A 13,472-nucleotide genomic window follows, 5' to 3' on the forward strand; every position below is an offset into this window, starting at 1 on the left:
GCTCGAAAACGCGCTCGGCGCCGCCCGGCCCGCGACGGCCTCAGGCGGCCTTGCGTTCGAGGATTTCCCGCAGCGACTTGATCAGCGGCTCGCTCTCATAAGGTTTGGGCAGCACCGGAATGTCCTCGCAGCCGGCCGGGATCATCGAGCGGTCGCCATAGCCGGTGGCGAAGAGGAAGGGGACGCCGAGCCGCTGCAGTTCCTGCGCCACTGGGGCCGAGGTGCCGGCGCCGAGATTGACATCCAGCACCGCCACATCGGGCGTGAAATCCTGCAGCCGGCGCAGCGCCTCGGCGGCGGAAGGCGCCGTCACCACATTGTCGATGCCGGCATCATTCAGCATCATCTCCACATCCATGGCGATGAGCATCTGGTCTTCCACCAGCAGCACGCCGAGTTCGGCAAGTGAGGCGGCCTGCGCCTGCGCCCCGGCGCCGGCTTCGCCCTCCGCCCCCTCCCCGTCCTTGCCGGACGAGGTGGAGACATGGCGGGACGGCAGGCACAGATGCGCCACCAGCCCGGCGGGAGCGAATTCCAGCCGGCTGGTGCCGCCGAGATCATAGGGCACGCTGCGCTCGATCAGCGCCATGCCGAAGCCGCGCCGGCGGCTGGCCACCACCTCCGGCCCGCCCTGTTCGCGCCACACCACCGCGCAGTCGCCGTTGGGCTCGATGCGCCACGTCACCTCCAGCCGCCCGCCAAGGCGCGAGAGCGCGCCATATTTGGCGGCGTTGGTGGAGAGTTCATGCAGCACCAGTGCCATGACCGAGAAGGCGCGGGCATCGAGCCAGACGGTGGGCCCGCTCAAGCTCAGCCGGCTGCCATCGCCGCCATAGGGCGAGAGTTCGGCGCGCAGCAGATCGCCGAGCGAGCCGCCGCCCGCCCCGCGCACCACCTGATCATGGGCGATGGCCAGCGCCTGCACCCGCCCCCGCAGGCTCTCGACATAATCCTGCGTGCTGCGGCCGTCGCGCAGGGAATGCTCCACCAGCGACTTGATCACCGCGAGAATATTCTTCACCCGGTGGTTCAGCTCCTCATTGAGCAGGCGCTGGCGGGTGTCGGCCTTGTCGCGCTCATCCGCCATCAGCTCATTATGGCGCAGCACGATTTCCACCAGGGTGGAGCGCGCCGCCTCGGCGATTTCGCGGTCGGCATCGGTCCACGGACTCGCCTTGCCGCGCACTGTCTCCTTCCAGATGGCGAAGCTCTTGCGCGGGGTCAGCCGATCCCCGAGGGGGCCGGTCTCATAGGTCTTTTCCGGCCGGCCGGCCCAGTCGAGCGTGTGGACGATCTCCTTGCGGAAGAACAGCAGATAGTCGCGCGGCAGTTGCGACAGCGGCAGCGCCAGCACGCCGGACGCCTCGGCGCAGAACGCTTCCGCGCGCGGCCAGACGGTCGACAGTTCATGGCTCGCCCACACCTTGCCCTCGGCCCGCTCGCCGATGAAATTGGCAAGGCCGGGTATCTCGGCAGCCGGCGGCACCGCGCCTTCCGCGCTCCACTGCCCGCCGAGCCACAGGCCGATGCCGTCGCAGGGCATCAGCTTGGCGAAGTCGGCGAGATTGGTGCGCAGCAATTCGCCAATATCCTCCTCCTGCGAGGCGAGGCGCAGCACGCGGTCGAGCGCCCGGCGCGCCATGGTGGCGACATCGAGCGTGCGCTTCTGCTTCAGCGCCTGCAGATGCAGGGCGAAGAAGGCGCCGAACATCTCCGCCGCCACCCGCTCCGCCATCGGCAGCACGCGCGGCGCGTAATGGTGGCACGCCACCAGCCCCCAGAGCTGGCCATCGACGATGACGGAAATCGACATGGAGGCGGCGACCCCCATATTGCGGAGATATTCGAGATGGATCGGCGACACCGAGCGCAGATGCGCGAAGGACAGGTCCAGCGGGTCGTCGAGCGGGTGCTCCTCCGGCACCAGCGGGCAGCGCTCGCCATTGGCGTCGCCGATGACGCGGACGATGTTGCGGACATAGAGGGTGCGCGCCTGCTGGGGAATGTCGCTGGCCGGGAACCACTGGTGCAGGAAGCTCTCCAGATCCTCGCGCTTGTCCTCGCTCACCACCTGTCCGGCGCCGTCCTCGGCGAACTGGTAGATCATCACCCGGTCATAGCCGAGCAGGCTGCGGACCAGCCGGGTCGAGTGTTCGAGCAGCCTGTCGATGTCCTTCTCGCCGCGCACGCGGGCGAACATGGAGCGGGCGAGGTCGAGCGCCGGCCCATCCTCGGCCGAGGCGACCTCGAATTCGATGAGGCTGGCGCCGTTGAAGACATGGGCCGACACGTCGAAGCGCCCGCCGGAGGCGAGTTCGACATTGAACAGCAGCGCCGGGGACGAGGGGTCGGTGCCGCGAGCCAGCGCCTCGCGGATGCGCGCCGCCGCCGACGCGCCGAGCAATTCGCCGAGATCGCGGCCGATGAGCGGCCCCGTCAGCGCCAGCATCTCGGCCGCGTTGCTGGAATGGCGCCGCACCACCCCGCCCTGCGGGTCGCAGGCGATCAGGCAGCCATGGCACTGCACGCTGCCGGGGATATGGATCGGCTCGCGATCGCAATTGGACAGGTCGACCCGCTCACCCGCCGACATGACGCGCCCCGCCCCTCGGGCTCATGGCCGGGCCGCCGGAACCGGGGACGCCGGCACCCGCCGCCGGGGACACAAGGCCGGAGCGGCGAAGCCGCGGGCGGGGCGAAAGACGGCAAAGGGCGCGCGACATGCTGGGCTTTTCAATTCACTCACGATTGGTAGCTACGGAGAACGCGATACCCCCCGCCGGGTTCCCGTTTCTCTGCGCCGGCCCCCGCCTCTTGCGCGCGATCATCAAATGGCTCGATTCTTCCGGTCAGAGGCGCGCATCAGGCGAGGAGGAGGTGGCGATGCGATTCCCCGGCATGGTCCGAGCGGCGGTCCCGATGCTGGCGCTTGCGCTGGCAGCAGCGCCGCTTCTGTCGCCGCGCGGCGCGGCGGCGCAAGCGCCCGCCGCCGACACGCTGAGCTGGGACGGCATTCCCCGCTTCCAGATGCGCGGCGGGCTGAAGGCGTTCTGGAATGTCGGCGACGGTTCTCGGGGGGAAAATACCCGCCAGGCCCTGGCCCATGGCTTCGAGCCGGTGACGCTGGTCAACACCTATTCCGATTATTGGGGCAAGCCGCGCCGGGACATCAACCCGGCGAAGGACGGGCCGAGCGCCAACCCCTGGGACATGCCGCCCAATTTCGAGCTGGTGGTCCGCCGCGCCATCGAGAACGGCAAGCCCAGCGGAATCTACGTCCAGGACATCGAATTCCCCTTCGTCGAGAACATCGAGAAGGCGCATGGGGATACGGCGGCCCGCCTTGCCTCCGGCGCGACCTCGCTGGCGGCGTTCGAGGAAGCCTATTACAAGAAATGGGCGGAATGGTTCTGGCTACCGCTGCTCTGGACCAAGGAGCGCTATCCCGACGCCGTGGTCGGGCTTTACGGCGTGCAGCCATTCCGGCGCGACTATTGGGGCATCGCCGGCAAGGACGCGGCGCAGATCGACGGTTCGCACCGCACCGATGCGCAGCTCTGGGAGTATATCGACCCCTATGTCGATTTCTACATTTCCAGCATCTACCTGTTCTTCGACCAGCCCGACTCGGTGTTCTACATGGCCGCCAATGTCGAGGAGAACTACCTGCGGACCCGCCCCTTCGGCGACCGCCCGGTCTATGCCTATGAATGGCTGCAGTTCCACATTTCCAATGAGAAACTGAGCGGGCAGGAGGTGCCCGGCTATCTCGCCGAGGCGATGGCGATCATCCCCTATTTCAGCGGCGCCAAGGGCGTGGTGCTGTGGGGCTGGGAACCGCAACTGAAAACCGCGCGCCCGCCCTACCGTCAGCTTCCGCGCTATGTCCGCTCGCTGCAGCGCGTGGCGGCGCTGTCGGAGAAGATCGGCCGTGGCCGGCTCGTCCTCGACACCCCGGCCCATGTCGCCTGGCGCGAACGCCAGCCGCTGGTCCGCACCGTCGAACTTGATGACGGCTCCTGCGTGGTGATGGCGATCGACCCCTGGCAGGACGAGACCGCCCGCAGCACAAGGCGGGTGCGCTGCGGCGAATGGGAAGCCGACATCGCCCTGGACGGCCGGAGCACCGCGCTGGCGGTGCTGAGCCGGGACGGGCTCAAGAGCTACTGAACCCCAGAGCTACTGAGGCGGCAGCTCCTGAACCGGGCGCGCCGCCAGCGCCCGCTCGCCATCGGTAATGAAGTCGCGGATGACAGGCACGTCGTCGCGCTCATTGGACAGCAGCAACTGGAACACCATGTTCGAGCCGTGCAGGAAGCCGAGTTCCACCGCCACGAGGTAGAACTCCCACATGCGGGCGAAGCGCTCGCCCATCATCGCCACCACCTCGCCGCGCTTGGCCTCGAAGTTCTGCCGCCAGTGGCGGATGGTCCAGTAATAATGCAGGCGCAGGATTTCGCAGTCGGCCGTCCACAGCCCGACCCGCTCCAGCGAGGTGAACACTTCCGACATGGCCGGCACATAGCCACCGGGGAAGATGTATTTGCGGATGAAGGGCGCGGTCGAGCCGGGCGGCGACATGCGGCCGATGGCGTGGATCATGGCAAAGCCGCCCGGCGCCAGCAACCGCTTGATGGTGTTGAAATAGTCGTCGAAATGATTGACGCCGACATGCTCCATCATGCCGACGGAGACGATGCGGTCGAAGCGGCCGGTGAGTTCGCGATAGTCGCGCTCGAAGAAGGTGATGCGGTCGGCGACGCCGGCCGCCTCGGCGCGCTTCTTCGATTCGGCAAGCTGCTCGGTGGCGACGTTGATGGCGGTGACATGCACGCCGAGCTCGGCGAGATAGATGGCGAGCGCGCCCCAGCCCGAGCCGATCTCCGCCACCCGCATGCCGGGTTCCAGCTTCAGCTTGGCGGCGATGTGGCGAAGCTTGGCTTCCTGGGCCTCTTCCAGCGAGGCGTCGGGGGTGGGGAAATAGGCGCAGGAATAGATCATGCGCGAATCGAGCCACAGCCGGTAGAATTCCGGCGGGTGGTCGTAATGGCTCTGGGCATTGCTGGCCGAGCGGCCCAGCGGATTCGACTGGTGCCAGCGCTTGAGCGCCCGCCAGGAACGCCGCAACGCCTGCTGCACCGGATGCGAGGCGAGGCCGCGCCGGTTGACCGAGAACAGCATGAGGAAATCATAGACGGTGGAGCCGTCCTCGAAGGTCAGCCTTCCGTCCATATAGGCCTCGGCCGACACCAGCTCTGGGTTGAAGAACAGCTCGCGGTCGAGCTTCTCGTCCTTCAGCCGCATCACCACATTCGGCCCGTCCTCGCCGCTGCCGAAGACGGTGCGCGTGCCATTGGGCTCGATGACCGTCAGCTGGCCCTTATGGACGAACCGCTTGAGGAGATGGGGTAGAAACCGCATGGAACGCTCCGCCTGCACGGCGAGCCCCCGCCGGTCCGCCTTGCGGCATCGGGCATAAGGGCCCCCGCCCTGTCAAGCGCGGGCGGGCGATGGACCGCTCAGCCCGCCGCCTCGCGCCGGGCGGGGGGCTTCGGCGCCTCCTCGGTGCGGACCAGCCGGCGCACCGCTCCGCTCGCCACGATGGTGCCGCGGTCGAAGAATGCTTCGTGGTTCTTCTCGATGTCCTCGGCGATGTAGCGGTAGTTCACCATCAGCCCGTAGGACTGCCCCATGCCGCGCGGGGAGAGATCGCCGAACGGGTTGATCCGCTCCAGCCGGGCGCCATTGCCGAGATGAAAGCGCGCCACCGGATCGAGCGGCTTGCCCTTGGACGAGCGGGCGATCAGGAAATAATGCGCCGCCAGCGCCTCGATCGCCGGGCGCAGCGCCGCCTGCCCGGCCGCGTCGGGCGCCGCCTCTCCCGCGTGGGCGGCAAGCGCGGCGCGGTCCTCGGCGGTCAGCACGGCCGAGGCCGGATCAGCGAGCTGGGCGTCGACAAAGGCGCGGAAGCCCGGCACCGGCGAGAGGGTGACGAACTCCTTCAGATTGGGAAACTCGCGGGAGATTTCCGCCACCACCTGCTTGATGAGGAAATTGCCGAAGCTCACACCGCCGAGCCCGGTCTGGCAGTTGGAGATGGAATAGAACACGGCGGTGCGCGCGCTCTCCGGCGCCAGCGGCGTGCGCGCCGTGTCGAGGATCGGCGCGATGGCGGCCGGTGCCTCGCGCGTCAGCGCCACCTCGACGAAGATCAGCGGCTCGTCGACCAGCGCGGGATGGAAGAAGGCGTAGCAGCGCCGGTCAGGGCTATCGACGCGGGCGCGCAGATCGTTCCAGTCGCGGATTTCATGCACCGCCTCGTAGCGGATGATCTTTTCCAGGACATTGGCGGGCGTCGACCAGTCGATCCGGCGCAGCACGAGGAACCCCCGATTGAACCAGGAAGCAAAGAGATGAACGAAGTCGCGGTCAATCTCGGCGAGATCGCGGCGACGGGCGAGAAAGCCGAGCAGGTCGGCGCGCATCGCCACCAGCCGGGCGGTGGCGCCGGGAGCGAGGTTCAGGCGGCGGATGAGTTCCTGCCGGCGCGGCTCGCTGGCGGCATGAAGTTCCGCCACGCTGTGCGCGCCGGGCTTCGCCGAATGGGCGGCGAGCGCGGCGTCGAGGCGGGCGGCGTCGGGGCCGAAATCGGTGGCCAGCCCTTCGAAGAAGGCGATACGCTCGCCGCTGCGCAGCCGGGCATAGGCGGCGAGAATCTCCTGCGCCAACGCGACGCCGGAGGCTTCCCCCTGCCCGGACAGCAGGCGCTCGCACAGTTCCGCCACGCCGGCGGCGCGCGCCTCGCCGGCCGGACGGCGCTCGCGGCCAAGGTCCAGCAGCGCCCGCCCCCGCACCGAGATGGTGCCGAGAAGATCACTGAGGAAGCCGTTGCCGCTGTCCATCCGTCTCCGTCCCTCACTTTCGAGCCCACCATCTGACCCTTGCGGCACGACGGGCGCAAGACGGCCCGGCCCGCGCGGCGCCGGCAAACGCCGCGCAAGCGGACACGTTTTCGCGCGCGGGGGGCGCCGGGGCTTTAATTTCGTCAATGGCGGCGACATGTTAGCGCTCCATGCTGAAAGCCCTCCGTGTCATGCTCCTCGGTTTCCTGCTGCTCTTCATCCTGCCGCTCGGCGCGCATGCGCTGGTGCAGTGGCAGACGGCCGACTGGAGCCGTAGCTGGCGCACCGCCGACTGGTCGAGCACCGGCACGCTGCCGCCGGCGGACGCGCATCCGGACGCCTTGGTGCGCATCTATGCCGCCCGGGTCGGGCGCTGGCGCGGCATCTTCGCGGTGCATAGCTGGCTCGTCTTCAAGGGGCCGGGCGCGGGCGCCTATGAGCGCTACGACAAGGTCGGCTGGGGCCGGCCGATCCGCCATAATGGCTACGCCCCGGACGGGCGCTGGTATGGCAACGACCCGGAAATCGTGTTCGAGGCCACTGGCGCGGAGGCCGAGCGGCTGATTCCGAAGCTGCGGGCGGCGGTCGCCTCCTATCCCTATGGCAAGGCCGGCGACTACCATGTCTGGCCGGGGCCGAACTCCAACAGCTTCATCGCCCATGTCATCGGGCAGGTGCCGGAACTCGGCATCGCCCTTCCCCCGACCGCCATCGGCAAGGACTATCCGGTCGATGGCGGCTGGTTCGGTCTCGCCCCTTCGCGCACCGGCCTCAGGGTGACTCTCGACGGCTATCTCGGGTTGACGGTGGCGTGGGTGGAAGGCATCGAGGTCAATCTGCTCGGCGCCGTCGCCGGGCTTGACCTGCGCCGGCCGGGCATCAAGCTGCCGGGTTTCGGCCGTATCGGCATTTGAGGGTGCGCCGGCGGGCCGTCGACACCCCGCGCGGCGCCGGGCATGGATAAGGAGCGCAGGCATGTTCAGACAGTTCTGGCGCGGCGGATTCGCCGCACTGTGTCTTCTTCCCCTCGCCCTCGCCCCGGCGCAGGCCGCGCCCTGCGGCAATGATGCCTCGGGCTTTTCCGCCTGGCTGCCGGCCTTCAAGCGCGAGGCGCAGGCGCAGGGCATTTCCCCCAGGGCGCTGAGCGCGCTCGACGGCGTGACCTACGACACGACGGTGATCCGGCTCGACCGCAACCAGAAGCATTTCAAGATGAGCTTCGAGCAGTTCGCCGCCAACCGTATCAGTGCCGGGCGCATCGCCACCGGCAAGAAGAAGCTGAAGCAATACGCCTCCACCCTCGCCCGCATCGAACAGCGCTACGGCGTGCCCGGCGAGGTGCTGGTGGCGATCTGGGGGCTGGAGACCGATTACGGCGTCAACCAGGGCAAGATGCCGATCCTGCGCTCGCTCGCCACCCTGTCCTATGACTGCCGGCGTTCCGATTTCTTCACCGCGCAACTGCTCGACGCGCTGCGCATCTACCAGCATGGCGACCTCACTTTGGACGAGATGCGCGGCGCCTGGGCCGGCGAGATCGGCCAGACCCAGTTCCTCGCCTCGTCTTATGTGAAATACGCGGTCGATTTCGACGGCGATGGCCGCGCCGACCTCGTGCGCAGCGCCCCGGACGTGCTGGCTTCCACCGCCAATTATCTGCGCGGCTATGGCTGGCGCCCCGGCGCCGGCTGGGGGCCGGGCGAGCCGAACTACCAGGCACTGCTCGGCTGGAACAAGGCGGAGGTCTATGTGAAGACCATCGGCCTGTTCGCCAGCAAGCTGAAGTAACAGGGACAGAAGAGCGTCATCCCGGCCGCAGGCGAAGCCGAAGCGCCGGGATCGCGGGAAAACCGGACGGCGGACGATCCCGGCTCGCCGCTGCGCGGCGTCCGGGATGACGGTGAACGAGCCCGACGCGCGCCATCGTCCCGAACCGTCCACGCCCACCACCGCCCATAAGCGAACAGCCCTTGCGCGGGATTTCGGCTTGCCGCGCGGAAAGGCCGGCGGCTTTATCGCAGTCCCCCCGTGAGACTGCCAGGTGCCTGCCGTGACCGACGCCCTCCCCGCTTCCGCCGAAACCTATGACTACATCGTGGTCGGCGCCGGCTCGGCCGGCTGCGTGCTGGCGAACCGGCTTTCCGCCGACCCGAAGAACCGGGTGCTGGTGCTGGAGGCCGGCGGGCGCGACAACTGGATCTGGTTCCACATTCCGGTCGGCTATCTCTTCGCCATCGGCAATCCCCGCGCCGACTGGTGCTTCAGGACCGAGGCCGAGGCCGGGCTGAACGGGCGGGCGCTGAACTATCCGCGCGGCAAGACCATTGGCGGCTCCTCGGCCATCAACGCCATGATCTATATGCGCGGCCAGGCCGCCGATTACGACCATTGGCGCCAGCTCGGGCTCGACGGCTGGGGCTGGGAGGACGTGCTCCCCGTGTTCAAGCGGCACGAGGACCATTATCTCGGCGCGGCCGAATTCCATGGCGGCGGCGGCGAGTGGCGGGTGGAAGCGCCGCGGCTCACCTGGAAGCTGCTCGACACGGTGCGGGTGGCGGCCGAGCAGGCCGGCATTCCGCCGATTCCGGATTTCAACACCGGCGACAATGAAGGCTCGTCCTATTTCCAGGTGAACCAGAAGCGCGGCTTTCGCTGGAGCGCGGCGCGCGGCTTCCTCAAACCCGTTCTCTCCCGCCCCAATCTGCGGCTGGAAACCTCCTGCCACACCGAGCGCGTGCTGATCGAGGACGGGCGCGCCGCCGGCGTCGTCTACCGCCAGAACGGGGTCACCAAGGTGGCGCGGGCGCAAGGCGAGGTGATCCTCGCCGCCGGCGCCATCGGCTCGCCGCATCTGCTCAAGCTCTCCGGCATCGGGCCGGGCGAGGAACTGACGCATCATGGAATCGCCGTGGCGCACGCGCTGCCGGGCGTCGGGGCCAATCTGCAGGACCATCTGCAACTCAGGATGATCTACAAGGTCTCCGACGTGCCGACGCTGAACGAGCAGTACCATTCGCTGTTCGGCCGGGCGAAGATGGGGCTCGACTTCGCGCTGTTCCAGCGCGGGCCGCTGACCATGGCCCCCTCGCAGCTCGGCATCTTCACCCGCTCGCGCGCCGAGAAAGAGAGCGCCGACCTCGAATTCCACGTCCAGCCGCTCTCGCTCGGGAAGTTCGGCGAGCCGCTGCACAATTTCCCCGCCTTCACCATGAGCGTGTGCAATCTGCGCCCCACCAGCCGGGGCACGCTGACGCTGGCGAGCGCCGACAGCGCCACACCGCCGCGCATACAGCCGAACTATCTCGCCACCGAGGAGGACCGGCGCGTCGCCGCCGACAGCCTGCGCACCGGCCGGCGCATCGTCGGCCAAAAGGCGCTGGCGCCGTTCACGCCGGAGGAGTTCCTGCCCGGCCCCGCCGTGGACGACAGCGAGGAGGCGCTGGCCCGCGCTGCCGGCGATATCGGCACCACCATCTTCCACCCCGTTGGCACGGCGAAGATGGGCCTGCCCTCCGACCCGCTGGCGGTGGTGGATGCGCGGCTGCGCGTGTTCGGCGTGCGCGGCCTGCGCGTCGCCGATGCCTCAATCATGCCGACCATCGTCTCCGGCAACACCAATTCGCCGACCATCATGATCGCGGAGAAGGCGGCGGGGATGATATTGGCGGACGGACGGGCGTAACCGTCCCATCGTCGTCCCGGACGGCCGCACGGCCGAGCCGGGATCGGGTGACGCATTGGGCCGCGATCCCGGCTCTGCGGCTTCGCCTTCGGCCGGGATGACGACCCACAAGAGCCTCAGGGCGCCAGCACCACCTCGCGGCAGGCCGGGGGCAGGTCTTTCACCAGCATGGGCGGCTTGGGCTTGGGCGGCGTCGCCGGCGGCTTGGGGTTGAGATTGGCGTCGGAGAACCACCAGTCGAGTTCAGAGCCGCAGCCCTCGCCCGGCGTCACCGGGTCCTGCGGCCGGCAGTCCTTCGCCCCCTCGGGGCAGGAAAGCCGCACATGCATGTGGTAGTCGTGCCCCCAATAGGGCCGCACCTTCTGCAGCCAGGAACGGTCGCCGGTAGCATCCCGGCATAGCGCCTTCTTGATCGCGGCATTGACCAGCACACGCTCGACCTCCGGGTCCTGCGCCGCCGCCTTGATCACCGCGATGTGCGAGGGCGTCCACACCGCGGCGTCCACGTCGCGCCGGTCCTTGCGCACGATCATGGTGGCGGAGATCTTCTCGCGCTCCTCGCGGGTGAATGCGCGCTTCGGCATCGGGGTGAGCCAGATATCGGCGTCGAGCCCGATCTGGTGCGAGGCATGGCCGGTGAGCATCGGCCCGCCGCGCGGCTGCGAGAGATCGCCCACCAGAATGCCCGGCCATTGCGAGACCTGCGGCACGGTGGCGGAAAAGCGTTCGAGAAAGGCGATGAGGTTGGGATGGCCCCAGTTGCGGTTGCGCGACAGCCGCATCGCCTGCCAGGTGGCGCCATTGACCGGCAGCGCCTGCGCGCCGGCAAGGCAGCCCTTCGAATAGAAGCCGATGGAGCGGGCGGCGAGCGGCGCCGGCGCCTTCTGTGCGCCGAACACCTGCTTGGCCGGCAGGCTGTCGAGCTGGCCGGGAGACGGGCTCTGCGCGCCCGCCACGCCCGCCATCAGGCTGAGCGCGAGAGCGGCGAGGCTCGCCCGCCGCCGCGCGCGGGCGCTCATGTCCCCGCCTGCGACAGGATGACGAAATCCTTGTCCGAGCGCGTCTCCGGCTTGGCGGAAAGCTCGGTGACGAACAGGGTGGAGCCCGGCACCAGCAGCTTGGCCAATTGCTGGTTGGCGCTCGCCGCCACCGTCACCCGGTCGATGGCGCTGGCCGCCTTGCCGCCGGCGGCGCCATAGCCCTCGAAGGACAGCGCCGTCCACGACACCTCGCCGCCGACATTCTTCAGCACATAGACCACATTGCCGACCGGCGTTTGCGGGTCGCGGATCGTCACCGGGGAGGTAAAGGCCACCGCGCCGTCCTTCAGCACGGTCAGCGCCATGTCGGCCTGGCTGACGATCATCGTCACCGCATCCTGCGCCGGGTCGGGCGCGGCCTCGGTGTCCGGCGTGCCATTGCTGTTCTTCGGGTCGGCCTTGGCGATCGCCGCCGTGGCATCGGCCGGCAGCACGAGGCCGGGATGCAGCACGTCCACCGGCTCGGAATGCGAATCGGCGATGATGACCGGCGTGCCGTAATGGGTGATGGAGAAGAGCAGCTTGGCGAATTCGAGCGGCAGGTGCACGCAGCCATGCGAGGACGGATAGCCCGGCAGCCCGCCGGCATGCAGCGCCACCCCGGACCAGGTGAGCATTTCCGTATAGGGCATGGAGGCATCGTCATAGAGCGAGGAATGGTGGTCGACATCCTTCTCAAGGATGATGAACACCCCGGCCGGGGTTTCGTGCCCTTCCCGGCCGGTCGAGACGGTGGAGACGCCGATGCGGATGCCGTTGCGATAGACATAGCAGCGCTGGTCCGGCAGCGAGACGATGATGGCGACGAAGCCTTCCGGCGCCCGGTCGGGATACCAGGCGAACTGGCCGGGCTTCAGCTTGTCGACCTCGGTTTCCGCCACCTGCTGCGCCTGCGCCGGCAGCCCGCCCGCCGCCGCCAGCAGGAGCGCCGCGCCGGCCCGCAGCACCGCCCGGCGATCGCCGCGCCAATCGCCCGTCCCCTCGGTCATGGTGATTCTCCCTCTCGCCTGCGGCGCGCACGATATCGGGCACAGGCGGGCGGCGCCAACCGGCGATTTCTGGTCGGATCGCCCTGGCGCCGGACCTTCCGCGACGGGAACCCGCGCGGGGCCCAAGCCGTTGATCCCGCGAGACTGTCAACAATGGGAGGCCAACATGCAGACGACGCAGCAGAATGTCGAAGCGCGCGAAACCCGCACGCTGATCGGCAGCGACAAGGTGGAAGGAACGGCCGTCTACCGGCCCGATGGCGAGCGCATCGGCACCATCGAGCGGGTGATGATCGACAAGCTGACCGGCCAGACCGCCTATGCGGTGATGAGCTTCGGCGGCTTTCTCGGCTTCGGCGAGGACTATTACCCGCTGCCGTGGTCGCTGCTCAAATATGATGAATCGCTCGACGGCTATGTCGTCGACATCACCGAGGAGCAGTTGCGCGGCGCGCCGCACCACGCCCATTCCGACGAGCGGTCGTGGAAGGACCGCGACTGGGGCCGCAAGGTCGATGATTATTACGACGTGCCGCCTTACGTGATCTGACGCGATGGCGCACGCGGACAGGAGACGGCCGGGCCCTCGCCCGGCCGTTTTCGCGTGCTCAGGCCCCGGCGTCCTTGGTCATGTCGACGGTCTCGGCGCCGGGCGCGTTCTTCTTGATCGAGTCGATGGCGGCGAGGGCGGACGCCTTTGCGCTGTAGCCCTCGGACGAGAACATCGCCTCGCCGTTCGAGGCCCGGAACCGGAACCGGAACTCGCCCGCCTTGTCCTTGTAGACTTCGAATTTATAGGCCATGGGCCGCCTCCCCTGCGGTGGTTGAGGGAATGCGATCACATCACGAAAGCCGGCGC

General features: G+C 68.4%; 11 protein-coding genes. 5 read left to right on the plus strand and 6 right to left on the minus strand.

Annotated elements, in window-relative coordinates:
* Window positions 1-40: 40 nt before the first annotated feature.
* Window positions 41-2,593, minus strand: a complete 2,553-nt coding sequence (locus tag AAC979_RS10585) for an HWE histidine kinase domain-containing protein (protein WP_371346786.1) — start codon at window positions 2,591-2,593, stop codon at window positions 41-43.
* A gap of 290 nt (window positions 2,594-2,883) precedes the next feature.
* Between AAC979_RS10585 and AAC979_RS10590 the strand changes: the two genes are divergently transcribed.
* Window positions 2,884-4,170, plus strand: coding sequence for a hypothetical protein (locus AAC979_RS10590; protein WP_371346787.1), 1,287 nt, complete (start codon window positions 2,884-2,886; stop codon window positions 4,168-4,170).
* Between the two features lie 9 nt (window positions 4,171-4,179).
* Here the strand turns inward: AAC979_RS10590 and AAC979_RS10595 are convergent, their stop codons facing one another.
* Entirely contained in the window at window positions 4,180-5,421 is a 1,242-nt protein-coding gene (locus tag AAC979_RS10595) for a class I SAM-dependent methyltransferase (protein WP_371346788.1), read from the minus strand.
* Between the two features lie 98 nt (window positions 5,422-5,519).
* Window positions 5,520-6,902 carry a malonyl-CoA decarboxylase gene (locus AAC979_RS10600; protein ID WP_371346789.1) on the minus strand — a complete coding sequence of 461 codons (1,383 nt, stop codon included), beginning with the start codon at window positions 6,900-6,902 and terminating at the stop codon, window positions 5,520-5,522.
* Window positions 6,903-7,072: 170 nt separating this feature from the next.
* Between AAC979_RS10600 and AAC979_RS10605 the strand changes: the two genes are divergently transcribed.
* From AAC979_RS10605 to AAC979_RS10615, 3 genes are all read left to right on the plus strand, one after another.
* Complete coding sequence (locus tag AAC979_RS10605; protein WP_371346790.1) at window positions 7,073-7,816, plus strand: DUF3750 domain-containing protein; 744 nt, start codon at window positions 7,073-7,075, stop codon at window positions 7,814-7,816.
* A gap of 61 nt (window positions 7,817-7,877) precedes the next feature.
* A complete protein-coding gene (locus tag AAC979_RS10610; protein ID WP_371346791.1) occupies window positions 7,878-8,690 on the plus strand; it encodes a lytic transglycosylase domain-containing protein in 813 nt (270 codons plus the stop codon).
* Between the two features lie 253 nt (window positions 8,691-8,943).
* Entirely contained in the window at window positions 8,944-10,584 is a 1,641-nt protein-coding gene (locus AAC979_RS10615) for a GMC family oxidoreductase (protein WP_371346792.1), read from the plus strand.
* Window positions 10,585-10,700: 116 nt separating this feature from the next.
* Here the strand turns inward: AAC979_RS10615 and mepA are convergent, their stop codons facing one another.
* Both mepA and AAC979_RS10625 read right to left on the minus strand, forming a co-directional pair.
* Window positions 10,701-11,603: a penicillin-insensitive murein endopeptidase gene (mepA, locus tag AAC979_RS10620; protein WP_371346793.1), complete on the minus strand. Its 903-nt coding sequence runs from the start codon at window positions 11,601-11,603 to the stop codon at window positions 10,701-10,703.
* Window positions 11,600-12,613, minus strand: coding sequence for a L,D-transpeptidase (locus AAC979_RS10625; RefSeq protein ID WP_371346794.1), 1,014 nt, complete (start codon window positions 12,611-12,613; stop codon window positions 11,600-11,602). The genes mepA and AAC979_RS10625 overlap by 4 nt, the downstream gene beginning before the upstream one ends.
* Window positions 12,614-12,779: 166 nt before the next feature.
* Here AAC979_RS10625 and AAC979_RS10630 point away from each other — a divergent pair, with 166 nt between their 5' ends.
* The gene (locus AAC979_RS10630) at window positions 12,780-13,163 is read left to right on the plus strand and encodes a PRC-barrel domain-containing protein (RefSeq protein ID WP_371346795.1); all 384 of its coding nucleotides are present in this window, start codon (window positions 12,780-12,782) and stop codon (window positions 13,161-13,163) included.
* Window positions 13,164-13,221: 58 nt separating this feature from the next.
* Here AAC979_RS10630 and AAC979_RS10635 read toward each other — a convergent pair whose 3' ends face one another.
* Window positions 13,222-13,416: a YegP family protein gene (locus tag AAC979_RS10635; protein ID WP_371346796.1), complete on the minus strand. Its 195-nt coding sequence runs from the start codon at window positions 13,414-13,416 to the stop codon at window positions 13,222-13,224.
* Window positions 13,417-13,472 lie beyond the last annotated feature (56 nt).

This window comes from Ancylobacter sp. IITR112, assembly GCF_041415945.1.
In the GTDB taxonomy this organism is placed as follows: Bacteria; Pseudomonadota; Alphaproteobacteria; order Rhizobiales; family Xanthobacteraceae; genus Ancylobacter.

Excerpts from the sequence above, each read along its gene's own strand:
- AAC979_RS10600 (WP_371346789.1), bottom strand. The coding sequence starts at position 6,902 with ATGGACAGCGGCAACGGCTTCCTCAGTGATCTTCTCGGCACCATCTCG.
- AAC979_RS10595 (WP_371346788.1), bottom strand. The coding sequence starts at position 5,421 with ATGCGGTTTCTACCCCATCTCCTCAAGCGGTTCGTCCATAAGGGCCAG.
- AAC979_RS10585 (WP_371346786.1), bottom strand. The coding sequence starts at position 2,593 with ATGTCGGCGGGTGAGCGGGTCGACCTGTCCAATTGCGATCGCGAGCCG.
- AAC979_RS10605 (WP_371346790.1), top strand. The coding sequence starts at position 7,073 with ATGCTGAAAGCCCTCCGTGTCATGCTCCTCGGTTTCCTGCTGCTCTTC.
- AAC979_RS10635 (WP_371346796.1), bottom strand. The coding sequence starts at position 13,416 with ATGGCCTATAAATTCGAAGTCTACAAGGACAAGGCGGGCGAGTTCCGG.
- AAC979_RS10630 (WP_371346795.1), top strand. The coding sequence starts at position 12,780 with ATGCAGACGACGCAGCAGAATGTCGAAGCGCGCGAAACCCGCACGCTG.
- mepA (WP_371346793.1), bottom strand. The coding sequence starts at position 11,603 with ATGAGCGCCCGCGCGCGGCGGCGGGCGAGCCTCGCCGCTCTCGCGCTC.
- AAC979_RS10590 (WP_371346787.1), top strand. The coding sequence starts at position 2,884 with ATGCGATTCCCCGGCATGGTCCGAGCGGCGGTCCCGATGCTGGCGCTT.
- AAC979_RS10610 (WP_371346791.1), top strand. The coding sequence starts at position 7,878 with ATGTTCAGACAGTTCTGGCGCGGCGGATTCGCCGCACTGTGTCTTCTT.
- AAC979_RS10625 (WP_371346794.1), bottom strand. The coding sequence starts at position 12,613 with ATGACCGAGGGGACGGGCGATTGGCGCGGCGATCGCCGGGCGGTGCTG.